The organism is Solibaculum intestinale (assembly GCF_040096205.1).
GTDB classification, from domain to species: Bacteria; Bacillota; Clostridia; order Oscillospirales; family Acutalibacteraceae; genus Solibaculum_A; species Solibaculum_A intestinale.
In genome coordinates, this window is sequence record NZ_JBBMFD010000001.1 from 205,425 (window position 1) to 229,730 (window position 24,306).

At 53.1% G+C, this 24,306-nt stretch carries 22 protein-coding genes; 20 read left to right on the plus strand and 2 right to left on the minus strand.

Features of this window, described 5'->3' with window-relative positions; translation table 11 throughout:
* Positions 1-124 precede the first annotated feature (124 nt).
* From WMO26_RS00920 to WMO26_RS01000, 17 genes are all read left to right on the plus strand, one after another.
* On the plus strand, positions 125-499 hold the full coding sequence (locus WMO26_RS00920) for a hypothetical protein (RefSeq protein WP_349217658.1): 375 nt from the start codon (positions 125-127) through the stop codon (positions 497-499).
* A gap of 187 nt (positions 500-686) precedes the next feature.
* Positions 687-1,031: a nitrous oxide-stimulated promoter family protein gene (locus WMO26_RS00925; RefSeq protein ID WP_349217659.1), complete on the plus strand. Its 345-nt coding sequence runs from the start codon at positions 687-689 to the stop codon at positions 1,029-1,031.
* Positions 1,028-1,591 (plus strand): MptD family putative ECF transporter S component, encoded by a 564-nt coding sequence (locus tag WMO26_RS00930; protein ID WP_349217660.1) that lies wholly within the window; start codon positions 1,028-1,030, stop codon positions 1,589-1,591. Before WMO26_RS00925 ends, WMO26_RS00930 begins: the two co-directional genes overlap by 4 nt.
* Complete coding sequence (locus WMO26_RS00935) at positions 1,588-2,265, plus strand: energy-coupling factor transporter transmembrane component T (RefSeq protein ID WP_349217661.1); 678 nt, start codon at positions 1,588-1,590, stop codon at positions 2,263-2,265. Before WMO26_RS00930 ends, WMO26_RS00935 begins: the two co-directional genes overlap by 4 nt.
* The gene (locus WMO26_RS00940) at positions 2,262-3,707 is read left to right on the plus strand and encodes an ABC transporter ATP-binding protein (protein ID WP_349217662.1); all 1,446 of its coding nucleotides are present in this window, start codon (positions 2,262-2,264) and stop codon (positions 3,705-3,707) included. The genes WMO26_RS00935 and WMO26_RS00940 overlap by 4 nt, the downstream gene beginning before the upstream one ends.
* Positions 3,708-3,901: 194 nt before the next feature.
* A complete protein-coding gene (locus WMO26_RS00945) occupies positions 3,902-4,354 on the plus strand; it encodes a SufBD protein (RefSeq protein WP_349217663.1) in 453 nt (150 codons plus the stop codon).
* Positions 4,355-4,559: 205 nt separating this feature from the next.
* Positions 4,560-4,763, plus strand: a complete 204-nt coding sequence (locus WMO26_RS00950; RefSeq protein WP_349217664.1) for a helix-turn-helix transcriptional regulator — start codon at positions 4,560-4,562, stop codon at positions 4,761-4,763.
* Positions 4,760-5,191 carry a hypothetical protein gene (locus WMO26_RS00955; protein ID WP_349217665.1) on the plus strand — a complete coding sequence of 144 codons (432 nt, stop codon included), beginning with the start codon at positions 4,760-4,762 and terminating at the stop codon, positions 5,189-5,191. Before WMO26_RS00950 ends, WMO26_RS00955 begins: the two co-directional genes overlap by 4 nt.
* 92 nt (positions 5,192-5,283) lie before the next feature.
* Positions 5,284-5,991, plus strand: coding sequence for an ABC transporter ATP-binding protein (locus WMO26_RS00960; protein WP_349217666.1), 708 nt, complete (start codon positions 5,284-5,286; stop codon positions 5,989-5,991).
* Positions 5,984-7,555 carry a hypothetical protein gene (locus WMO26_RS00965; protein WP_349217667.1) on the plus strand — a complete coding sequence of 524 codons (1,572 nt, stop codon included), beginning with the start codon at positions 5,984-5,986 and terminating at the stop codon, positions 7,553-7,555. Before WMO26_RS00960 ends, WMO26_RS00965 begins: the two co-directional genes overlap by 8 nt.
* 119 nt (positions 7,556-7,674) lie before the next feature.
* Entirely contained in the window at positions 7,675-9,162 is a 1,488-nt protein-coding gene (locus WMO26_RS00970; RefSeq protein WP_349217668.1) for a tetratricopeptide repeat protein, read from the plus strand.
* A gap of 149 nt (positions 9,163-9,311) precedes the next feature.
* Complete coding sequence (locus tag WMO26_RS00975; RefSeq protein ID WP_349217669.1) at positions 9,312-10,208, plus strand: DUF4261 domain-containing protein; 897 nt, start codon at positions 9,312-9,314, stop codon at positions 10,206-10,208.
* A 326-nt stretch (positions 10,209-10,534) separates the two neighbouring features.
* A complete protein-coding gene (locus WMO26_RS00980; RefSeq protein ID WP_349217670.1) occupies positions 10,535-11,374 on the plus strand; it encodes an aldo/keto reductase in 840 nt (279 codons plus the stop codon).
* Between the two features lie 112 nt (positions 11,375-11,486).
* Positions 11,487-11,864 (plus strand): MerR family transcriptional regulator, encoded by a 378-nt coding sequence (locus tag WMO26_RS00985; RefSeq protein WP_349217671.1) that lies wholly within the window; start codon positions 11,487-11,489, stop codon positions 11,862-11,864.
* 32 nt (positions 11,865-11,896) lie between these two features.
* Positions 11,897-13,075: an iron-containing alcohol dehydrogenase gene (locus tag WMO26_RS00990; RefSeq protein WP_349217672.1), complete on the plus strand. Its 1,179-nt coding sequence runs from the start codon at positions 11,897-11,899 to the stop codon at positions 13,073-13,075.
* Positions 13,072-13,398 carry a carboxymuconolactone decarboxylase family protein gene (locus tag WMO26_RS00995; protein WP_349217673.1) on the plus strand — a complete coding sequence of 109 codons (327 nt, stop codon included), beginning with the start codon at positions 13,072-13,074 and terminating at the stop codon, positions 13,396-13,398. Before WMO26_RS00990 ends, WMO26_RS00995 begins: the two co-directional genes overlap by 4 nt.
* Before the next feature lie 265 nt (positions 13,399-13,663).
* Positions 13,664-16,480 (plus strand): ATP-binding protein, encoded by a 2,817-nt coding sequence (locus WMO26_RS01000; RefSeq protein WP_349217674.1) that lies wholly within the window; start codon positions 13,664-13,666, stop codon positions 16,478-16,480.
* A gap of 72 nt (positions 16,481-16,552) precedes the next feature.
* Here WMO26_RS01000 and WMO26_RS01005 read toward each other — a convergent pair whose 3' ends face one another.
* On the minus strand, positions 16,553-18,553 hold the full coding sequence (locus tag WMO26_RS01005; protein WP_349217675.1) for a thioredoxin domain-containing protein: 2,001 nt from the start codon (positions 18,551-18,553) through the stop codon (positions 16,553-16,555).
* 317 nt (positions 18,554-18,870) lie between these two features.
* Between WMO26_RS01005 and uvrB the strand changes: the two genes are divergently transcribed.
* The 3 genes from uvrB to WMO26_RS01020 all read left to right on the plus strand — a co-directional run bounded on the left by uvrB (position 18,871) and on the right by WMO26_RS01020 (position 23,970).
* Positions 18,871-20,847, plus strand: a complete 1,977-nt coding sequence (gene uvrB / locus WMO26_RS01010; RefSeq protein ID WP_349217676.1) for an excinuclease ABC subunit UvrB — start codon at positions 18,871-18,873, stop codon at positions 20,845-20,847.
* A 24-nt stretch (positions 20,848-20,871) separates the two neighbouring features.
* The gene (gene uvrA / locus WMO26_RS01015) at positions 20,872-23,694 is read left to right on the plus strand and encodes an excinuclease ABC subunit UvrA (RefSeq protein WP_349217677.1); all 2,823 of its coding nucleotides are present in this window, start codon (positions 20,872-20,874) and stop codon (positions 23,692-23,694) included.
* Positions 23,695-23,811: 117 nt separating this feature from the next.
* Complete coding sequence (locus tag WMO26_RS01020; RefSeq protein ID WP_349217678.1) at positions 23,812-23,970, plus strand: rubredoxin; 159 nt, start codon at positions 23,812-23,814, stop codon at positions 23,968-23,970.
* A 46-nt stretch (positions 23,971-24,016) separates the two neighbouring features.
* Here the strand turns inward: WMO26_RS01020 and WMO26_RS01025 are convergent, their stop codons facing one another.
* Complete coding sequence (locus tag WMO26_RS01025) at positions 24,017-24,187, minus strand: hypothetical protein (RefSeq protein WP_349217679.1); 171 nt, start codon at positions 24,185-24,187, stop codon at positions 24,017-24,019.
* Positions 24,188-24,306: the final 119 nt, after the last annotated feature.

Sequence of the window (24,306 nt, forward strand, 5' to 3'; positions counted from 1 at the left end):
TCGTATGGAGTCATGTTCGTGTCCAATCAAGCATTTTGGAATGACGCTGCAAAGTTTTTTTAGGGTTGTCCTTTCTGAATGAGCCGCTGTTTTTGCAGGTTAACCGTCCGGGCTGGAGGGTCAAATGGGAAAAGCTTGTCATTTTCCCCGTCCTTTTGCCAGAAAAATTCCTTTACAGAAAAGAAACGGAATGCTATACTATCTATCAAAAGAGCTTTTCTCTCTCGTACAAAGTTCGATGGTTTTTCCGCAATCAGGAAAAATGTCTTTTTCTGTTTCGTTCCTTTTAGGCGAAGCAAACGGAAATGGGTTGTGTATTCCGGCACTTTTTTCTCTTTGCGGTAAAATGAATTCAGCCTTGGGGAAGGGTATTTTTTTGAAGAATAGGTTAGCTATTGCTAACCTATTTGAAACGCTCTTTTGTTTTACTAGCTTATCGAAGCGGAAGGTACCTATCAAATCAAAGCCGAATGCGGCTTTTTGTTTGCTGAATGGTTAGCTTAAGCTAATTAAAACTGGCGAATGTGCTTCTCATCAAAAAGGAAACCAGTTATCTTACGCCGACCGATTGCGTAGGATAAAGAAGCGGAGAATCTCGGAGTGCTCGATATGATATGGAAAAGGAAAGCCGTGTTTTCCTGAGAAAAACCGCGGAACAAAGGAACCAAGCATAGGAGAAAAAACAAATGGCAAAAAATATCGAAAGCAAACGAGAAAGGGAAAAAGAACTGGTTTCCCAAATGATCGCATACTATTGCCGTAAAAAACACTCCGGCAAAAAAGGCCTGTGTCCGGAGTGCGCCCAGTTGAATGCCTACGCCCAAAAAAGAAGCGACATCTGTCCGTTCATGGAGACGAAAACCTTCTGTTCAAATTGCCGGGTGCATTGCTATCGGCCGGACATGCGGGAAAAAATTCGGCAGGTCATGCGTTTTTCCGGTCCGCGGATGCTGTTTCATCACCCTATTACAGCCATCCGCCATGTGATCGAGACAAACAAAGAGAAAAAGAGATTGGAGAATCCCAAATGAGAGAAAAAATCTTGCAACCATTTTCTGTAAAAGATATTGTGTTCCTGGCTATCATTTCGGCGGTGACACTTTGCACCTGCGCCGTCATGCCGTTGGTTGCCAGCCTGCAAACAGTGGTTTTCGGTATCGCTCAGGTGGTAACGGGACTACAGATTTCGGTTTTCTTTGCTATTGGGTTGATGAAAATTCGCAAATCCGGTTCCCTTTTTATCCTCTCCCTCTTAACGGGTCTTTTTCAGCTGTTGATGGCGCCGCCGATGTTTTTCTCCAATATCGTGATCGGCCTTCTCATTGAACTTTTGGTAATCCTGGTTTTTCGCGGCTACCAGAAGGACAGCACAATTTTTTTGGCGGTACTTCTTTACAATCCCCTTTCTCTGCCCTTTAATTTCCTCTATAATTTGCTTTTCGGCAGGGAAGCAATGGTTGCAGTGGCTACGAACGCACCGTGGATTACGGTATTGATGACGCTGGCGGTCATTGCGATTTCGGCGTTGGGTGCCTGGATCGGCATCAAAATCTCCAGGGAACTTAAAAAGTCGGGAGCAATGAAAAAGTGAGCGAAAAATTATTGGTGAAACGTCCGATTTACCCGGTGATCGGGCTGGTTTCTTCCATCGTGATCCTCGTGTTTGGACTCATTACGGCGAAAAGCGCCGCTTGTATTTGGTTCCTGAGCGGGATGTGGATGCTGTTTTTGGCGTTCGGCTATTGGAGGTCTTGTTTGGCGGTTCTGCCGGCCGCTGCTTTGCTGTGCGCCGTTCTGGCGGGAATTACCTATGCCATTTCCAAGGACGTGCAGGCGACGTATGCGGCAGTTAACCGCATTCTTGCTATCTGTGTGGCGGTGGTTCCAGGGCTTGCTCTGCCGCCGATTGATCTGGTGCGCAATTTTTCTACCCTGCGTGTTCCGCGTGTGATTACTCTGGGCATGATGATCACCCTCACCTTTTTCCCATTGCTCGGCGGGGAGGTCAGGCAGGTACGCGAGGCCATGAAAACCCGGGGTGCCGGCAGCTTTTTCAGCCCTCAGATTTTTTACCGCGCCTTTCTGATTCCGTTGGTTATGCGGCTTGTCAATATTTCCGATACCCTCGCCCTGTCGGTGGAAACGCGGGGCTTTACCAAAGAAGCAACGGATTGCTCGGTGTATAAAACGGTGAACCTGCGGCCTGTGGACCTTCTTTTTTTCCTGCTGGTTTTGACGGGCGCGGTATTGGCGGTGGTGCTATGAAGGCAATTGAACTGAAAAACGTGACCTTTTCCTATGAAGGCTACGAGCAAAAGGTGCTTAAGGACGCCAGCCTCTGGGTCGAATATGGAGAAATCGCCCTTCTCTCGGGATTTTCCGGAGAGGGGAAGAGTACAATTCTTTCTCTGATTGCGGGCATAATCCCAAACGTCACCCCTGGGAAAATGACCGGAGAGGTGCGCATCGGCGGCGAAAACATCGGCAGCTCAAATATGAGCCAGGTGTGCCGCAAGGTAGGGGTGGTGCTGCAAAATGCCGAGGCGCAGATCATCCAGCAGCTGGTGGAGGACGAAATCGCCTTCGGCTGCGAAAACTTCGCTTTTTCCCATGAGCGGATTGTCTCTGCCATCAACTGGTCCTGCCGCCAGATGAAGCTCGAGCCCAGATGGAAGACCAGAACCCTGTCCGGCGGGCAAAAGCAGCGGCTCATTACCGCCGCCACCCTTGCCACCGGGCAGAAAATCCTGGTTCTCGATGAGCCGCTTGCCAATCTTGACCGTCCCGGGGCGGCACTTTTGATGAACACCCTGCGCAAGCTTGCCGCATCCGGTTACGCGGTACTGGTGGTGGAGCACCGGCTCGACCTGGTGCTTCCCTTCGTAGATACCGTATGGAGCATTCGGTCCGGCCGGGTATCAAGGGTGGAAAATAAGACGCAGTACCTTTCCTCTCAGGCTCAAATTATCCAGGATGCGTGCCGCCCGATCCGTCCGTCCGGCCAAATCCTTCAGCTTCATCACGTCGGCTTTGCCGTGAAGGGACGGGAAATCCTTAAAGACATTACCGTTGATATCAAAAAAGGAGAACGGGTCCTGCTGCTGGGAGAAAACGGCTGCGGAAAAACGACCCTTCTTCGCCTGATTGCCCGGCTTTATTCCCCAACAAAGGGAAAGATTACGCAGGAAATCGAGGAAAGTCTTGGCCAGAAGCCAAAAGGAACCCGCGCCTGGTTCAAACGGGTCGGCGTGGTGTATCAAAACCCGAACTATCAGCTGTTTATGCCCACCGTCTGGCAGGAAATCGCCTTTGGTGCCCAATCTCAGGAGCACGCCCGGGAAATCATGGAACTGTTTTCCATCACCCATCTGGCTGACCGGCATCCCCACTCCCTCTCAGAAGGGCAGAAGCGCCGGGTGTCCATTGCGGCGGCGGTGGCATCCAATCCATCCGTCCTCCTTCTGGATGAACCAACGGTAGGACAGGATTACGCCGGGCTAAAAGAAATGGTGCAGATTCTAAACCGGCTCCATGAGCAGAGCGGGAATACCATGATTACCATCACCCATGACCTGCGCTGTGCCGAAGCTCTCTGCGACCATGCCGTGCGGGTGGAAAACGGCGTGGTGGCACAGGAAGGCGGCAAAGAGCTGGTTCACCGGTACTTTCATGGGAAGGAAACCGCGTATGCGGGAAGCTCCCGTTAGCCCTGCCTTCTTTCCCATGCCGGTCAACGAAACAAGAGGCACTTTCCGCGGACACCGACGCAGCATGCAGGCGGTGTCCGCTTTTTTTGTTTACATCTTTGCCGGCATCCGCTATGATAAAGGAGAATATACCGGCGCGGCCTTGTCTGGAAAGGCCGGATGCAAACCAAAACAAAGGAGAAGGGGAATACGGTATGACGCAGGCATTTGTGCAAGAGCAGGTGGCGCTGCTTTCCTCTAAAAATGCGAAGGTCGGCTGTGCGGCTATGAGTACGCTGCTGGAGGTAAGCTGCGAAACCGATATGGCTTATCCTCATATGGGGGAATTCTTTGCGCTCCTGGAAAGCGAAAACTCCTATCTGCGCGTAAGGGGAATGTTTCTTCTTGCTGCCAACGCCAGATGGGATGCCAATAATCTGATTTCTGAACGGTTCGGCCGGATTGCGCTGCTCATTTCCGACAAAAAGCCGATCGTTGCAAGGCAATGCATCAAGGCGCTTACGGAAATTGCAGAGTGGAAACCCGGATTGCGGGAAACCATTGCATTGGCGCTCCAAAATGCGGATTTTTCGTTTTATGCGGACAGCATGCGCCCTCTTCTGGAACAGGATCGGGAACGGCTGCTGGGGGCGCTGGCGGTGAAATAAAAAGAAAAACGGAGCGCGCCCATATTTTTGGATACCAGGAAGCCCGATGTAAAACCTCTTCTCGGCCGGGATGAAACACCCGCAGACACTCGCCTGCGGGTGTTTTTTGCAGGAAAACGGAAAGTGTGCTTGACATTCTTCCAGAATGAGGTATACTGTTTGATATGGAAAGTAAACTTTCCGTCTGGGAAGGAGGGGAAGCGTCTTGAAAAACCGGCTCGAGGAGATACGCAAAAGCCGTGGAATCAAGCAAGAGGAGTTAGCCAGCGCTCTCGCGGTATCGCGGCAGACGATCGGTTCCCTGGAAAACGGTCGGTATAACCCATCCATCCTTCTGGCGTTTAAAATCGCCCGGTATTTTGACATGCACATTGAAGACATCTTTATCTATGAGGAGGATGGGGTATGAAAAAGAAGGGAACTGCTTATTGGCTGGCCGGAGCTGGGCTTCTGCTCTTGGCGGCGGGATTTTTGCTGCTCAAAACCATCGAAGAGCCTCAAGGGATGATGCGGGTGCTGCCGTATGTTCTGACCGGCTTCGGCTGCGGTATCTTCGGGCACGGAATGGGGAAGGCCGTGGAGCGCAGGGTGATGAAAAACAGCCCTGAAGTCGCCAGGCAAAGGGAGATCGACGCTAAAGACGAACGCAATGTGATGCTAGCAAGCCTGGCCAAGGCGAAGGCCTTCGACTTGATGACCTACGTGTTCGGCGCGCTGATGGTTTCCTTTGCACTGATGGGAGTGGATCTGGCGGCGGTGTTGCTGCTGGTGGCTGCGTACCTGTTTGTGGAAGGATACGGCATCTACTGCCGGGTCCGATATGAAAAGAAAATGTAATCTCGATTTTGCATGCGGTTTCCTTTGAAGCTTCTGCATCGGCGCAGGAGCGAAAGAAACCTTGTATCTGCGCAGACCGAAAGGAGAAAAGCATGAAACTGATCATTGAACATCTTTCCAAACGCTTTGAGAAAAAGGAAGTCTTACGGGACATTGATTTCACCTTTGAAAGCGGTAAAATTTACGGCCTTCTGGGAAGAAACGGCGCCGGCAAGACCACTCTGTTCAACTGTCTCAACCGGGACATCCAAACCGATGCCGGAAGCTTTTATCTGCAGGAGGATGGAACGCGTAGAGAGGTGAAGGCCCAGGACGTGGGATATGTGCTGTCCACCCCTGCCGTTCCCGAGTTTCTCACCGGCCGGGAATTCCTGAAATTTTTTCTGGATATCAACGAAAAAAGCATCCAAAATCCGAAGACCATCGACGCATACTTCGATGAGATAAGCATCGAGCCGGAGGACCGGGATAAGCTATTAAAAGACTATTCTCACGGCATGAAAAACAAGATGCAGATGCTCATCAATATTATCGCCCAGCCGAATCTCCTTCTTCTGGATGAACCGCTCACCTCCCTGGACGTAGTGGTGGCGGAGGAGATGAAGCAGCTGCTGCGCTCTCTGAAAAAAGGGCGCATCACCATCTTTTCCACCCACATTATGGACCTGGCGCTGGACTTGTGCGACGAAATTGTCCTTTTAAACCACGGAATCCTGGAGGTGGTGGACCAGGCAAACCTGGACAGCCGTGAATTTAAGGACAAGATCCTCGCGGTATTGCGGGAGGAAGGCCATGAATAGAACGTTGCAAATCTCCTTTTCCCTGAAAAACACTTACCGGGTCAACAGCATTCTCTATTCCCTCAAGCAGATTCCGCTTTTGAAAAGGCTTCTTCCTCAAACCCTGTATCAGGTGCGCGGTCTTAAAATTTTCGCCAATGTCCTGTCGGCCGTCTGGGAAGTGATTTCGGTTTTCCTTGGCAAGCTTCTCTACTTCGCTACCATGGTGACGGGAGTCGGGTTTCTTTATAAAACGGCGGTGCCGGAGCAGGTGTTTTTACATATCCTTCTGTTTTTGACCGTCATCGGCTCCTTTGCCAACACCTATCTGTTCAACCCCAGCCGGGATAAGTACTACGCTATGATTCTCATGCGCATGGACGCGAAGGAATATGCGCTGGCAAACTACGGATATGCCCTTTTGAAGGTGTTTCTCGGGTTTCTTCTCTGCGGCCTCCTGTTTGGCCTTATGCAGGGGGTTGCGGTCTGGCAGTGCCTTCTTATTCCGTTCTTTGTGGTAGGACTGAAGCTGACAATGGCGGCCTCCTCCCTGTACCACTACGAGAAAACCGGAAAAGCCGCCAACGAAAACGGCCTGACCAAATACGCCTGGATCGGTATGGTTCTTTTGCTGGCGGCCGCTTATGGCCTGCCCGCTTTTGGAGTGGTGGTTCCGTCTGCGGCGGTGGCGGTGCTGATGTTGCTTTCCATCCTCTTGGGCGGGGCTGCGCTTTATAAGATCGTTACCTTCCGGGAATACCGGGAAATGTACCAGCAGATTCTGGCGCAGTCCATGCAGCAGATGGACACAGCCAAAGAAAAATCCAGACAGACGACCCAAAAGGTCATTTCCGCGGATTTCAGCATTACCAGCAGACGAAAGGGATTTGAATACCTAAACGAGCTGTTTATCAAGCGCCATCAGAAAATCCTTTGGAAATCCTCCAAGCGGATTGCGGTGGTCTGCCTGTGCCTGGTTTTGGGAATCCTGCTGGCTTTTTACCTGGTGCCCGAGATCAAGGAGAAGTCCAATGAACTGCTTTTGACCTTTCTGCCCTACTTTGTTTTCATCATGTACGCCATCAACCGGGGAACGGGGTTTACCAAGGCGCTGTTTATGAACTGCGACCACAGTCTGCTCACTTATTCCTTCTATAAGCAGCCCAATCTGGTGCTCAAGCTGTTTCGCATTCGCTTGCGGGAAATCATCAAGATCAACCTCCTTCCGGCCTTTGTGGTCGGCGCTGGTCTGGCGCTCCTGCTTTATGCTTCCGGAGGGACGGAGCATTGGCTCAACTACGGGGTGCTCTTCGTCTCCATTCTTTCCATGAGCGTCTTTTTCTCGGTGCATTATCTCACCATCTATTATCTCTTGCAGCCCTATAACGCGGGGACCGAAATGAAGAGCGGAACCTATCAAATGGTGCTGTCCGCCACCTATTTCGTCTGTTTTTTCCTGATGCAGCTGCGAATGCCCACCCTGGTCTTCGGAGCGCTGTGCATTGCATTCTGCATTCTGTACTGTGTGGTGGCCTGCGTTCTAGTCTACCGGTTTTCCCCGAAAACCTTCCGGCTGCGCGCATAGGCGCCGGCTTATAGTAGTCATATCGCAAGGAAAACCGCAGGGCAGTCAGGACGGTTAGAGGCGGACCCTAAGGACAACTCAAAAACTGCCAGGCGGCGCAAAACAAGGAGGATGCAACTATGGACCTAATGAAGCAGTGTGAAATCTGGAATGAAAAAGAGGAATATCGAGCCATCATCGACGCCATCGAAGCGCTGCCGGAGGCGGAGAAGACGCCGGCGCTGGTCAGCGAGCTGGCGCGGGCGTATAACAACCGGGCCCAGGTGGGGGACCGGGTACAGTTTGAACGTGCGGTGGAGCTGCTCAAATCGGTGGAGGAGCACTTTCAGGACGAACACAATTGGAATTACCGCATCGCCTACGCCTATTATTACCTGGATGAAGAGGGTCCGGCCCTTCGCCACTTCGAGAAAGCGCTTGAAGCCCGGCCAGGCGATGCGGATACCCAGGAATTCATAGACGACTGCCGCCGCCGGCTGGCGGCGCCCCGGTTTGAGAAGACGTTCCGGCAGCGGACAGAGGAAAGCTGGACAGCATTTCTGCAAGGCGAGGAGGAACTGCGCAAGCTGCTTGACCAGAAAAAACAGGCCGCTGTGGGCGAAGAGCTGATCGCCAAGTGCGAAAAGCTGCTGGCTCCCGCCTTTCACGATATCGCCTTTGAGCTGGGCTTCAACGGGGAAAAGTACGAGCTCATCCTGACCCCGGAAGGAAACCGCGCCAAACTTTTTGAATTGGTCTATTTTCAGCGCCGGGCCCCTCAATCCCTTCTGGAGCGTTGGAACGTGCTGGTGGGCCGGCAGCCTTCCCAAGGCTTTGGGCTGCGGGCGTTCGGGCAGGAAATCGCGGGGAAGGATGTGCAGGTATGGGCGAAGACAACGGAAAACGGCCAGGTTTCCCTGGCGCTTTTCTGTGAAAAGCTGCTGCCCATGCTCAAAGAGGACGAAGGCAAAGCCTGGTGGATGCTGTCCATCCTGCTCGACCAGGTATTGGGAGAAATTCAGGCGATGGCGCTGGTTGAGAATTTTGACGTACTGGATGCGCCGCGGGACGAGCCGGGAATTTCTATGGACTGCCTGCCTCAAACGCTAGAAGCCATGGGTTTAGACCTCGCGGGGAATCCGGAGCAGTTTCTGGAAAACGGATACATCGCTTATGAAATGGAACCTCAGCAGGATCCGGATGCGGACTGGCGTTTGGACGTGTACGCGGGCGTTACCCGCTGCCCGGTTTTGATCAACGAGTATCTGAGAGGGGACAGCGAAACCATGGACGCGTTTCATCTCGACGGCGCGGTGCCAGGCTTTTTCCTTTATCCGCTGGACTGCTTTGAAAAGGAAGAGGAACGAGGCAAGGCGGTGCTGGATTTTCGCGATGCGCTGGAAGCCGCCGTCCGCAAGGCGGCGGGGGAGGATGCGATTACCTTTCTGGGCGGAGCCACCGGGATATTCTGCGGGTATTTGGACTTTATCGCCTGGGACCTGCCGCGGGTTCTTTCTGCGGCGGCGGACTTTTTGAAGGACAGCCCCGTGCCCTGGGCGTCGTTTCATACCTTCCGCCGCAACGTGGGCGGCGTTCTACTGAAAAAGGAGGAAGCACAAACAGAATAGGCCTGGGTATGGAGCACCCTTTTACCGGGCCTTGGAAAGAATACAAAAGGTCCGCCGCCATTCTCCCGGCCATTTGGATGGGATAAACGGGAAGGCTGCGCACGCAGCCGCGGGGACAGGCCGCCTTGATTCGGAAAGGAGAAACGACCATGGATCAGCAAGAGCAGGTTTTTGAGCAGGATTTCAAGAAGGAAGCCCGGCCGGGCGGCCCCTTTTTGATGCAGCTGCTTTTCCGGGAGCCGGCACAGCTGCCGGACAAGGAACGGATGTGCTCCGTGATGACGCGGCGGCTCGGTCCAGTGGAATGCTTTTGGCACGATGAAAAAGGCGCAGGCTTTGCCGCGCAGAATTACCATTCCCAGTTTAAGGACGGAGCGGTTCCTCCCCAGCTGATGATTACCAGCTGCTCTTCCTTTTGCGGCGCCGACTTCGATGCGTTTCAAAAAAGCCAGATGTGGGACTGCATGGAGGACCGGGACCGGATTTTCGCTGAATGCCAATACCAGGTGATTGCCACCGACTTGCTGGCGGCGGGCCTGTCCGCCAAGGAGCGGGCACAGATGGATATGGATTTTATGGAAGCCCTTGTGGAACTGTATCCCGCTTGTGAGGCCGTTTATTTTCAAGCCTCCGGCAAGCTCTTTCCGATAGCGCGCATCCGCGGACACCAAATCCCTAGTGAGGCCCGCTTTGTCTATTTTGCCGTCAACGCCCGCTTTTTTCATATCCAGGGTACCGGCGACATGCTGGTGGACACCGTGGGAATGGGCACGCTGTTTTTGCCGGATGTGCAGTACCACTTTCATGGTATGGATCCCAACTGGGTGGTCAACCATGCCTATCACATGGCTTCCTACCTGCTTGACAACGATAATCCCATTCAGGACGGCGATACCATTGACGGAATGAAAGATGGGAAAATGAACCGTGCAATCCAGTGGGAATGCCGGTACGAAGAGGCGCTGGTCCAGCCGGTCAGAGAAGTCATCGACGTTTGCATGGGACCGTATGCCTCTGGAAATCGGGGACAGGGGGAAGAAGTATAACGGCGGGAATGATAAAACATACCGGTCTTTCGCAACATTGGAAACGCAAACAATAAAGCAAAACGGCCGTGGAGCAGACGCGAAAAAGCATCTGTTCCACGGCTGTTTTGCTCTGAGAATACGGCAAAAAGCGGGCTTCCAAAATTTATTGAAAAAAGTTCTTGACTTAGAGTCAACTCCAAGGACTATACTGGATTTCGGAAAAGGCAGGTGATTGGCGTAACCTCAAGCGGTAAAAACCTTGCAGGCAGTTCGCGGTTTGCAGGCAGGTCAAGCCTGGCATACCTTCCAAGCATGGAGAGACCAACGAATCTGGAGGACTTTTTATGGAATACGTAACCTTGAATAATGCAGTCAGAATGCCGGTGCTGGGCTATGGTGTCTATCAGGTGGATCCTAGGGAATGCGAGCGCTGCGTCTCTAATGCCATTGATGTGGGATATCGCTCCATCGACACGGCCCAAGCCTACCACAACGAAGGAGGGGTAGGTGAAGCCATTTCAAAATGCGGTGTTCCCAGGGAGGAACTGTTTCTGACAACGAAGGTGTGGATTTCCAACGCGGGCTATGAAAAAGCGAAAGCTTCCATTGAGCAATCCCTTCGCAAGCTGAAAACCGATTACATCGACCTGATGCTCATCCATCAGCCCTTCAACGACTACTACGGCACCTACCGCGCTATGGAAGAAGCCTATCGGGCCGGTAAGCTGCGTGCCATCGGTGTGTCCAACTTCTATCCAGACCGGCTGGTGGACCTGTGCAAATTCGTCGAGATCAAACCTGCGGTCAATCAGGTGGAGACCCATCCGTTTATGCAACAGCCCGATGCCCATGCGATCATGGAGAAATATGGGGTGCAGCATGAATCCTGGAGTCCCTTTGCAGAAGGCAAAAAGGGAATGTTTACAAACCCAGTCTTCAAAGGAATTGCGGACAAATACGGAAAAACCGTCGCACAGGTCATTCTTCGCTTTCTGATCCAAAGCGGTGTAGTGGTGATTCCCAAGACCACCCATCGGGCGCGGATGGCGGAAAACATCGACGTGTTTCACTTTACCCTTTGCGATACGGACATGGAAGAAATCCGTGCTCTCGACCAGGGTACCAGTGCGTTTCTTTCTCACCAGGACCCTGCGACGGTGGAATTTCTGACCTCGCTCAGCTGAGAAAAGGCTGTCTTGGAATAAGGCTGGATGCGCACGAAGCCCGGCACTGGCTTACAGGATGGTTTATCGCTTAAAGAACTTTGGCACTCAAAAGCTTGTGGAGGATGACAAGGTGACGATCAAAGAAGTCAGCGAAGCGTACCAAATTACGACGGACACCCTGCGGTACTATGAGCGGGTGGGAATGATCCCCGCCGTGACCCGTACCGCCGGAGGAATCCGGGATTATCAGGAAGCGGACCTGAAATGGGTGGAGCTCGCTAAGTGCATGAGGAGCGCGGGACTTCCAGTGGAAGCCATGATCCAATATGTGCGCCTCTATCAGGAGGGCGACGCTACCATTCCGGCAAGGCTGCAGCTGTTGGTGGAGCAAAAGGAAAATCTGCTAAGGCAGCGCAGCCAGATTGACCAGACGCTTGCCCGGCTCAATGATAAAATCAGCCGCTATGAAGTCGCTGTCAGAAACGGTAAGCTGACCTGGGATCCTTGAATGGATAAAATAATAACTAGGAGGAATGCGTGATGTTAGGAAACTTTTGTTATTCCAATCCAACCAAATTGTATTTTGGAGAAGACGCGCTGCACGGTCTAAGTGAGGAACTGAAAAACTACGGCAAAAACGTGCTGCTGGTTTACGGCGGCGGCTCGATCAAGAAAAATGGAATTTATGAGCAAGTGGTGGAGATCCTGAAGGCCGCGGGCAAGGAAATTTACGAGGATGCGGGCGTCATGCCCAACCCCACCGTGGAAAAGCTCTATGAGGGATGCCGCAGGGCGAAGGAGGGCCATGTGGACCTGATTCTTGCGGTCGGCGGCGGCTCCGTGTGTGATTATGCCAAGGCAGTCTCTGTTTCCACCTACTGTAAAGAAGATCCGTGGGAGAAATATTACCTGCGTATGGAAGATGTGGACAACAAAATCATCCCGGTTGGCTGCGTGCTGACCATGGTCGGCACCGGCTCGGAAATGAACGGCGGCAGCGTCATCACCAATCATGAGCAGAAGCGGAAAATCGGCCATGTGTTCGGCGACAATGTCTTTCCGAAATTTTCAATTTTAAACCCAACCTTTACGTTTACGCTGCCCGCCTATCAGATGACGGCCGGCTTCTTTGACATCATGTCTCATATCCTGGAGCAGTACTTTTCCGGCGAGGACGACAATACCTCCGATTATATCATGGAGGGCCTGCTGCGCTCTTTGATTCACAGCTCCAGAATCGCCGTGAAAAACCCAACCGATTATGAGGCGCGAAGCAACATTATGTGGACTGCCACCTGGGCGCTGAATACCCTTGTGGCGAAAGGAAAAACCACCGACTGGATGGTGCATATGATCGGCCAGTCCATCGGCGCCTTCACCGACGCGACCCACGGCATGACCCTGTCCGCCGTTTCCATTCCCTATTACCGGTATATTCTGCCCTATGGGCTTGCGAAGTTCAAAAGATACGCGGTAAATGTATGGGACGTCACCCCGGAGGGGAAGAGCGACGAAGAAATCGCCAAGGAAGGCCTCGACCGCATGGAAGCGTATATGAAGGAAATCGGCCTGGTTATGAACATCCGGGAACTGGGTGTTACCAACGAGATGCTCGACGGCATCGCGGAAGGCTCGTTTATCATGGACGGCGGGTACAAGACCCTGTCACATGAGGAAATTGTAGCAATTTTGAAGGAAAGCATGAGGGATGGGCAATGAAGAAGGTAACAGCCGGAAGAGAGGAACTTGGCGAATTTGCGCCGAAGTTTGCGCAGCTCAATGACGATGTGCTGTTCGGAGAAGTATGGGCGAGGGAAGAGCAGCTGTCTGCCAGGGACCGGAGCATCGTAACGGTTACGGCTCTTATGGCAAGCGGCATTCTCGACTGTTCTCTGAAGTTTCATATCCAGAATGCAAAGAATCACGGCGTTTCCAAAGAAGAAATGGCGGAGCTCTTGACCCATGCCGCCTTTTATGCAGGGTGGCCTAAGGCTTGGGCGGCTTTGCGTTTGGCCAAGGAAGTGTACGAAGAGTCCGAATGAAACCAGGATTTCTCCGCCAGTATATGAAAATTTAGATAAGGACATGTAGGACAGCCGAAACGGCCCTCCTGCATGTCCTTTTTATGATTAAACACGTATAATCCGAAAGAGCAACCGGATTTTGGATCAAAGCGTTCTTTTCCCCAAAAACTTAAGTAAGAATATCATTCCTCAAAGGATGTGGATATGCTATAATAAACAAAATCAAATATGCTTCAAGGCGGCGGGATGTTATAGGAGGCAACAAGAGAGAAGAGGTACACCAATGGAACATGGTACTTGCAGAAATGGGAAAAGAGCCGCATTGGTCTTTTTCTCTGTATTTTTATTCTGGATTCTGATTACTCCCATTGCTTCCTATGCCGCGAAAGAAGAACAAAAAGTCCTTCGTGTGGCGTTTCCCCAGCTGGAGGGATATACTGCGACTTCACCGGAGGGGGAACCTGTGGGGTTGGTGGTGGATATTCTCAATGAGGTGGCCAAGTACACAGGATGGAGCTATGAGTATGTTCCGGTAGAAAACAACAACATTATGGAGTCGTTTGAAGCGGGCGCCTTTGACCTGATGGGCGGACAGTATTACATAGAAGGTCTGGAAACGTATTACGGATATCCGGAGTATAACTGCGGGTACAGCAAACTGGTTTTGTTGGCACGGCGGGATGATTCCGCCATCAAAAGCTATGATCTCAACACGTTCAATGGAAAGACCATCGGCGTTTTTGACCGGGCAAAAGAGAATATCCGCCGCCTTCAGATTTATCTGGAACTGAATAATCTGGATTGTGAACTTAAATATTACAGTTATGAGCAGCTTCATGAGACGGGCAGCTTAAACCGGTACCTGGAGAGCGGCGAGGTGGATTTGCTGCTGGGAAGCAGCACGGCACCGGGAGGCGAGTTTTATGTAGCGGCTGCTTTCGATTCCCAGCCCCATTACATTGTGACCCGGCCGGAGGATCCGGAGACGCTGGATGCGCTCAACCGCGCACTGGAAAAAATATATGATGCGGACCCCAATTTTAACAAAAAGGTTTATGAAAAGAACTTTCCGAACACAGGCAATGTAAACCCTGTTTTAACCGCGGAAGAACAGGCCTATGTGCGGAGCAAGGAAACGGTGACAGTCGCGATTCCGTATGACTGGCATCCTCTGTTTTGCCTGAATAACGCCGATAGTCACGACGGCTTTACGGCGGATGTTTTCAAAGAAATCTCTGCATATTCCGGGTTGGCGTTTACTTATTTGTATTACGACAGCTATGGGGAGTCCCTTGCCGCGGTCCAGAATGGGGACGCCGATTTGCTTGGCTTTTTCCTGGACGCGGAGGAGGAAGCTCATAAACAGCATCTGGCGCTGTCGGCAGCCTATGCGCAGCTCAATTCGATTTTGGTACGAAATAAGGAATCTACATATCCTTCCGACCATCTGGTGGGAGCGGTTCTCAACGGGCAAAAACTGCCCGATTACGTGATCGCAGAAGAAGTGGTCTATTATACGGATATGACACAGGCGCTTGCGGATGTCAACAGCGGCAAGGTGGATTTTTTCTACGGCCTGTCCGCCCGTTTGGAAAAAATTATTCAGCAAAACAACTTTGTCAATCTGGTACAGGTGAATCTGGTTAACAACAGCCAGGGTATTACCTTTGCCCTTAAAAGCCCGGCTCAGCCGGAGTTGCTGTCGATCCTCAACAAAGCGGTCAACAATCTGACTGATGAAGAAAAGACGGTAATCAACAGCCGCAACCTGATTTCCATCGGAGAGTCGAGGATGACTCTGTCCAGCATCGTATATGCAAATCCGGGACTGGCGATTGCGGTGGTAACGGTTTTTCTGCTTTTGGTTTTCGGTGTTGTCATCGTGGTTGCAAAGTCCCGTCTGCACGCGGCCGCCATGCGCGGCGAGCTGGAAAAAGCGGAAGCGGGCAACCGGGCGAAAAGCGATTTTTTGTCTCGTATGAGCCACGAAATCCGTACACCGATGAACGCCATTGTGGGGCTTACGGAGCTGACCCAAACCATAGACGGGCTTCCGGAAAAAGCACAGGAAAATATGGAAAAAGTCAAATCCTCATCTCGCTATTTGCTCAGCCTGATCAACGATATTTTGGACATGAGCCGGATTGAAAATGGAAAAATGCAAATCGCAAGCGAACCTTTTTCCGTCAAAAGCATGCTCACAGAAATGGAAAGCATGATGAAGACGGAAGCGGAAAACAGGAAGTTGCGATTCCAGGTTAAGCAGACGATTCACAGCGAATGGGTAATGGGTGACCAGACCCGGCTGCGCCAGGTAATTCTGAACTTGCTTTCCAACGCCTTTAAGTTTACGCCGGCCGGAGGAACGGTGACGCTGTCTGCCGTGGAAGACACCGCCCCGCAAGGGGATGCGCGCGTTACCTTCCAGGTGGCGGATACCGGCGTAGGAATTGCACCAAAAGACCAGAAACGAATTTTTGAAAGCTTCGAACAAGTAGGTTCCCATGACTCCAAAAGCCAGGGAACCGGTCTGGGTCTTGCGATCAGCAGCAATATCGTCCATCTAATGGGCGGGGAACTGAAGCTCAACAGCAAGCCGGGGGAGGGGAGCGTGTTTTCATTTTCCATTACGCTTTCTCAGGCGGATCCTGCTCCCGCCGCTTGTGATCAATCTGTTCCTAACGATGCGCTTGTATTGCAGGGCATTCGAATACTGCTTGCGGAGGACAATGATCTCAACGCAGAGATCGCCATCGAATTGCTCAAAGTACAGGGGGCGCAGGTGGTTCGTGTGAACGATGGAAAAGCCGCTCTGGATGCCGTTGAGACAAGCAAACCGGAAACCTTCCAGGCCATTTTGATGGATATCCGGATGCCCCAGATGAACGGGCTGGAGGCTGCCCGCCGGATCCGTTCGTTATCTCGTCCGGACGCGCGGACGATCCCGATTATCGCCATGACGGCGAACGCGTTCCAGGAGGACGTACAAGCGGCGCTGGAGGCGGGTATGACCGGATTCGTGCCAAAGCCCATTGATGTAAACCAGCTGTACCGGGAATTGCACAATGCCATTATGCACAATAAGCAAAAGAATCCATGATCTTTGAATTTGGAAAAGCACAAAGGCCGCCTCTTAAAAGAGACGGCCTTTGTGCTACCAGGATCGACGACTTTATTCCTCCAGGGGCAGATTCTGAAACGCCTGAACAGGAGCTTGGCAGGCACCATTTTTGCATAGATACCATGCCGCCCCATGTTCCGGTATCGGATAGCCGGCCGTAAAGGGGGCGCATTTGGCGAGGGCTTGGGCATTTTCCCTTGTCTTCACCAGAATGTACAGGCCGTCCGCCGGATGTGTCATGAGATATTGCCGAAGTTCTTCCGGGACGCCTTTGTCTTTCACACAGATCAGCTCCCGATGGGGGTACAAGGCATCCGCCAGCGCAAGCAGGGAAAAGCTGTGTCCGGCCGGATAGCGTTCGATTTCTCCTGCCAGAAACGTAAACTGGCGGTCGGCCGCCTCCTGCCAGAACGGATCACCGGTCAATCCTGCAAGCCGCTGCAGCACCATAGCGGCCACCGCGTTTCCCGAGGGGATTGCACCGTCATAGGTTTCTTTCGGGCGGGCGATGAGCGGCTCGGCATCGGCGGCGGTGATGTAATATCCGCCGTGCTCTTTGTCTTCAAAAAGCTCCATCATCTGCCGCGCCCGCAAAAGCGCCTGCTCCAGGTCGCGCACCGAAAAGGTCAGGCGGTATAGCTCGGTCATGGCCAGGGCGTAAACCGCGTAGTCCTCCAGCTGTCCGTCGTGGGCGGCTTCCCCGTCACGCCACCGCAGATACAGCCGGTTTCGCTCGTCCGTCATGCTTTTCTCAAGGAACCGGACCGCTTTCACCGCCGCATTGCCGCAGGCTTCCTCTCCAAGGACCTGGCCGGCCTTCGCAAGGGCAAGGATAGCCCATGCGTTCCAGCTGAGCAGCACCTTGTCGTCCTTATGAAGACGGGTACGGTTTAAGCGGTATTGGAGGAGTTTTTGCAGCCGCTTGTCATCGGCCGAAAGAGGGGGTTTTGTCTGCCCAATCCGGTTGGGGATGCTTTTTCCTTCGAAATTCCCGCCTTCGGCAATTCCATAAAGCCGGCAGACTTCTTTGCCGTCCTTTTCTCCCAAAACCGATTGTACCTCATCCGGCGTAAAAACATAGTATTTGCCCTCCACGCCATCGCTGTCCGCGTCCTGCCCGCAGTAGAAGCCGCCCCTCGGATCGGTCAGCTCCCGGAGGATATAGCCGGCTGTCCGGCGGGCCGTGTCTGCGTACGCTTCCTTTCCTGTCGCCTGGTAGGCATACAGATACGATAGAAGCAGCAGGGCGTTGTCGTAGAGCATTTTTTCAAAGTGCGGGGCCAGCCATGTTTCATCGGTGGAGTACCGGGAAAACCCGCCGCCGAACTGGTCATGAATGCCGCCGCGGGCCATTGCCTGCAACGTGGTTTCGGCCATATTGAGAGCGTTTGGCTGCTGTTCCAACTTGGCATAGCGCATCAAAAAGAGCAGGTTGTGAGGAGTTGGAAATTTTGGCGCCGGACCAAAGCCGCCCCATATTCGGTCAAATTGGCTGTGAAAGAGCCGATATGCCTTGTGCAACAGCTCTCGGCCGGGTTCCTGCCTGCCGGTTGGCTGGCCCTGTCCGATGGCTGCCGTAATCTGATCCCCGGCCTCCAACAGCTGCTCCCGGTCGGTTTTCCAGAGAAAGGCCACCCGTTTGAGAAGTTCCATGAGCCCCGGCTGCCCATAACGGCGGCGCTTTGGAAAATACGTGCCCGCAAAAAACGGCTTCTGCTCCGGGGTCATCATAACCGTAAGCGGCCAGCCGCCCGAGCCGGTCAGCGCCTGACAAACCGCCATGTAAACAGCGTCAATGTCCGGCCGTTCTTCCCGGTCTACCTTCATGGAGACGAAGTCCCGGTTGAGCAGGTCCGCCACCTCAGTATCCTCAAAGGATTCGTGGGCCATCACATGGCACCAGTGGCAGGTGGAGTAGCCGATGCTTAAAAAGACTGGTTTGTCCTCGTTCCTTGCCTTCTGGAAGGCTTCTTTGCCCCAGGGAAACCAATCCACGGGGTTATCCGCGTGCTGAAGCAGATAAGGAGATTTTTGCGTGTGTAACTGGTTCATTCGCATTCCTCTTTTTGTTTTATTATACTCTATAGTGTTTCTCAAAAAAGAAGCCTCTATTACATGGCAGTTTTGATCGGCCGGATTTTTGCAGAAATTGCGGCGAAAAAAAGATGCGATTTCCAGCAAATAAAAGGGCCGGCGTGGCCGAAATATGCTATAATTTATCGGTTGACATCCAAGGGGTTCTGGTGTAGAATGAACATCAGAACATTCGTTCTTATTTGTTGGAAACAAACGCGGAAAACCATGGACAAATCGAGACACAAAGCGGATTATGTTGGAAATGCCGAGCTTTATACATGGAGAATTTGCCTATGAACGATCAATTTCAATTGGTATCCCAATACAAACCCACCGGTGACCAGCCGCAGGCGATCGCAAAGCTGGTGGAAGGCATTCAAAGAGGGGATAAGGAGCAGGCCCTGCTGGGCGTAACGGGCTCCGGCAAAACCTTTACCATGGCGAATATCATCGCACAAGTGCAAAAGCCGACCTTGGTTCTGGCTCATAACAAAACCTTGGCCGCCCAGCTTTGCACCGAATTTCGGGAGTTTTTTCCCACTTCGTCCGTGGAATATTTTGTTTCGTATTATGATTATTATCAGCCGGAAGCCTACATTCCGTCTACCGATACCTATATTGAAAAGGATTCCGCCATCAACGACGAAATTGACAAGCTGCGCCATTCTGCTACCTCCGCTTTGTCTGAGCGGCGGGACGTAATTATCGTCGCATCTGTTTCCTGCATTTACAGCTTGGGCGACCCGATTGATTACCGTAACATGGTTATTTCCCTGCGCCCAGGCATGCAAAAGAGCCGGGACGAGCTGCTTGATAAGCTCATTGACATCCAGTATGAGCGAAACGACATCAATTTTGTCCGCAACAAGTTTCGGGTGCGGGGAGACGTAGTGGAGATTTTCCCCGCTTATTCGGATGAGACAGTAATCCGGGTGGAGTTCTTTGGGGATGAAATTGAACGCCTGAGTGAAATCAACCCTTTGACCGGAGAGCTCAAAGGGTTTCTCGGCCACACGGCCATCTATCCGGCTTCTCATTATATCGTGCCGCCTGAAAAAATTGAACGGGCGGTTGGCGATCTGGAAAAGGAGCTGGAAGACCAGCTGCGTTTCTTCCGGGAGAACGGCAAGCTTCTGGAAGCCCAGCGCATTGAGCAGCGTACCCGGTACGACATCGAGCTGCTGCGGGAAATCGGATTTTGCAAGGGGATTGAGAACTATTCGAGGGTGTTGTCGGGTCGGCCGGCGGGCAGCGCTCCTTTTACGCTGCTCGATTATTTTCCGGAGGACTATCTGCTGTTTGTGGACGAGTCCCACGTGACCATCCCCCAGGTGCGGGGCATGTATGCGGGGGACCGGGCGCGCAAGAAAACCTTGATTGACTACGGGTTCCGCCTGCCCTCCGCTTACGACAACCGGCCCCTCAACTTTGACGAGTTTTATGAACGTGTCAACCAGGTGGTGTTCGTCAGCGCGACTCCCGGTCCGTTTGAACGGGAGAAGAGCGCCCAGATCGTCGAGCAGGTCATCCGCCCCACTGGTCTTTTGGATCCGGAAGTCATCGTTAAGCCCACCGAAGGGCAGATCGACGATCTCTATACCGAAATCGTGGCCCGGGCCGCCCGGCAGGAGCGGGTGCTGGTAACGACACTGACCAAGAAAATGGCGGAGGACCTAACCACGTACTTCGAAAACATGGGGGTCAAGGTGCGCTATATGCACCACGACATCGACACCATCGAGCGTATGGAAATTTTGCGGGACCTGCGTCTGGGCGAATTCGACGTGCTGGTGGGCATTAACCTTTTGCGGGAAGGCCTGGACATCCCGGAGGTTTCCCTGGTGGCCATTCTGGACGCGGACAAGGAAGGGTTTCTGCGGTCGGAAACGTCGCTGATCCAGACCATCGGCCGGGCGGCGCGCAACGCCGAGGGCCAGGTCATCATGTACGCCGATTCGGTGACCCCGTCCATGGAACGGGCGCTGACCGAAACAGCTAGACGTCGGGAAATCCAGATGGCATACAATGAGGCGCATGGAATTGTCCCGAAAACCATTGTCAAGAAGGTATCGGATATCATTGAAATCACCCCGAAGGACAAGTCCGCTTCCAGCGGCAAAAAGGCGGGCGGCAAGCGCCTGACCAAGGCCGAGCGCCAGAAAATGATCGAGCAGCTCACCAAGGAAATGAAGGCAGCCGCCAAGCTTCTGGAGTTTGAACATGCGGCTTTCCTGCGGGACAAAATCAAACAGCTGGAATCGGGCAAATGATAAGGACAGAGTGGAGGTCTTTCTTTGGCTAAGGATCAATTGTACATCAAGGGTGCGCGGGAGCACAATTTAAAAAATGTGGACCTGACGGTGCCCAGAGACAAGCTTGTGGTGTTTACGGGGCTTTCCGGTTCGGGAAAGTCCTCCCTGGCGTTTGACACCATTTACGCCGAGGGGCAGCGGCGGTATGTGGAATCCCTTTCTTCTTACGCCCGGCAGTTTCTGGGGCAGATGGAAAAGCCCGACGTGGACTTAATCGAGGGCCTTTCGCCCGCCATTTCCATCGACCAAAAGACCACCTCGAAAAATCCCCGTTCCACGGTGGGAACGGTCACCGAAATTTACGATTACCTGCGCCTTTTGTATGCCCGCATCGGCATTCCCCACTGTACCGTGTGCGGCCGGGAGATCGTGCAGCAGACGGTGGATCAGATTGTGGACCAGGTGATGGCGCTGCCGGAGGAGAGCCGGATTCAAATTCTGGCGCCGGTGGTCAAAGGCCGCAAGGGAGAGCATGTCAAGCAGTTCGAAGCGGCGCGCAAGTCGGGTTATGTCCGGGTACGGGTGGACGGGAATCTGTACGACCTGTCCGAGCCCATCCAGCTGGAAAAGAACAAGAAGCACACCATCGAGATCGTGGTGGACCGGCTGGTGATCAAGCCGGAGATTCGGGGCCGGCTGGCCGATTCGGTGGAAACGGCCACGGCGCTTTCCGGCGGAATTGCGGTGGTGGACGTGATCGGCGGGGACGAATTGACCTTTTCGCAGAATTATGCCTGCCCGGAGCACGGCGTCAGCGTGGACGAGCTGACGCCCCGCATGTTTTCCTTCAATAACCCCTACGGAGCCTGCCCCACCTGTACCGGCATGGGTATTTTTATGAAGGTGGACCCGGACCTGGTGATCCCGGATAAGAGCAAATCCATCCGTGGCGGCGCCATCAAGGCCTCCGGTTGGGGCAATGCCGACGGGGGCACCATTTCCCAGATGTATTTCGAGGGCCTTGCCGCCCATTATGGCTTTTCGCTGGATACGCCGGTCAAAGACCTGCCGAAGAACGTTCTCGATGTGATCTTCTACGGCACCAAAGGCGAAAAGATTAAAATGACTCGAGTCAGCGAGTATGGCTCGGGAACCTATTACGCCACGTTTGAAGGAATCCTCAACAACCTGGAGCGCCGGTACCGGGAGACCAACAGTTCCTGGGCCAAAGAGGAAATTGAGGGCTTTATGAGCGCCCGTCCCTGTCCGGACTGCCATGGCCAGCGGCTGCGTCCGGAATCTCTGGCGGTAACGGTCGGCGGAGTCAACATCCACGCGCTTTGCTCCATGTCGGTGAGCAGTGCGCTGGACTTTATCCACAACCTGAAATTAACCGACCGGGAGCAAATGATCGCCCATCAGATTCTCAAGGAAATCTGTGAGCGGCTGGGCTTTCTGCAAAGCGTGGGGCTGGAATACCTGACTCTCACCCGCAATTCCGGTACCTTGTCGGGGGGAGAGAGCCAGCGCATCCGGCTGGCTACCCAGATCGGATCCTCGCTGATGGGGGTTCTCTATATTCTCGACGAGCCTTCCATTGGCCTGCACCAGAGGGACAACGACAAGCTGCTCGCCACTCTCAAGCACCTGCGCGATCTGGGCAATACCCTGATCGTGGTGGAGCATGACGAGGATACCATGTACGCCGCCGACTACATTGTGGACATCGGCCCGGGCGCCGGCATCCACGGCGGCGAGGTGGTCTGCGCGGGAACGGTGGAGGACATCAAGGCTTGCGAAAACTCCATTACGGGCCAATACCTGAGTGGGAAAAAGAAAATTCCCGTGCCCGAGACCCGCCGTAAGGGAAATGGAAAAAAACTGCGGATTGTGGGAGCCAGGGAAAATAACTTAAAAAATCTGGACGTGGAGATTCCGCTGGGCACCTTCACCTGCGTCACCGGCGTTTCCGGCTCGGGAAAATCCTCTCTGGTCAACGAGGTGCTCCATAAAAGCCTGGCCCACACGCTCAATCGCGCCCGCACCCGTCCCGGCGACCACGACCGCATCGAAGGGGTGGACGCGCTCGACAAGGTGGTAGACATCGACCAGTCTCCCATCGGGCGTACGCCCCGTTCCAATCCGGCCACCTATACCGGCGTGTTCAACGACATCCGGGAGCTGTATGCTTCCACACAGGATGCAAAGGTAAGGGGCTTTACAGCTGGACGTTTCTCGTTTAACGTCAAAGGAGGCAGGTGCGAGGCCTGCCAGGGGGACGGCATCATCAAAATTGAGATGCATTTTCTGCCGGATATCTATGTGCCCTGCGAGGTATGCAAGGGACGGCGCTACAACCGGGAAACACTGGAAGTCAAGTTCAAGGGGAAGAGCATCCACGACGTGCTGGAAATGACGGTGGAGGAAAGCCTGAGCTTTTTTGAAAACATCCCGCGCATCCAGCGCAAGATGCAGACCTTATTCGACGTGGGGCTTGGGTATGTGAAGCTGGGGCAGCCGGCGACCACTTTGTCCGGAGGCGAGGCCCAGCGGGTAAAGCTGGCCACCGAGCTTTCCAAACGAGCCACTGGCAAGACCATCTATATTTTGGACGAGCCTACTACCGGCCTGCACACCGCCGACGTGCACAAGCTCATTGAGGTGCTGCACAAGCTGGTGGATTCCGGCAATACGGTGGTGGTCATCGAGCATAATCTGGACGTGATCAAAACGGCCGATTACCTCATTGATTTAGGCCCCGAAGGCGGGGACAAGGGGGGGACCCTTGTGGCCACCGGTACGCCAGAAGAGGTGGTAAAGGTGAAAGCTTCCTATACCGGCGCATATTTGAAGAAATATTTGTAATTCTATTGATAATCCCTCTTTACAAACATGTACTGTTATAGTATACTTTTCTTCAGCAAAACCTGGTAATCTCCGCTTTTGGCGGAAAAGCAAATCAAATGGTAGGAGGCAACGAGTATGGCAAGATACGTATGCACCATCTGTGGTTATGTTTACGATGAGGCGGAGGGCGCGCCCGATGAGGGGATCGCTCCCGGCACTAAGTGGGAGGACGTTCCGGACGATTTCGCGTGTCCGCTGTGCGGCGCCGGAAAAGACGCCTTCGAAAAGGAATAAGCAAAAGCAGCAAAGGGTCCGTTTTCAAAACGGGCCCTTTGTGTTTTTAGTTATGCATGAAGTTTTCCGCGCAGTTTTTCATTTCCTGTTCGTTGTGCAGCGCAATGCCGCTTTGCTTGATGGTTTCCTGGACATTGGTGGGAAGGGTATCGAAATACTGCTGCATTTTTTCTGCTTCCTGCTGATTGCTGCAATGGATACAATTGGCCGTGGCCATAAAATCACCTCCGCTGTTAGTTTTGACCGCGTGAAAAGAAACATGGGAGGAAACTTTATGGACTGCAAGCAAGGATTTCCAGGGGAATAGCAAAAAAGCGCCGGATTTCCGGCGCTTTT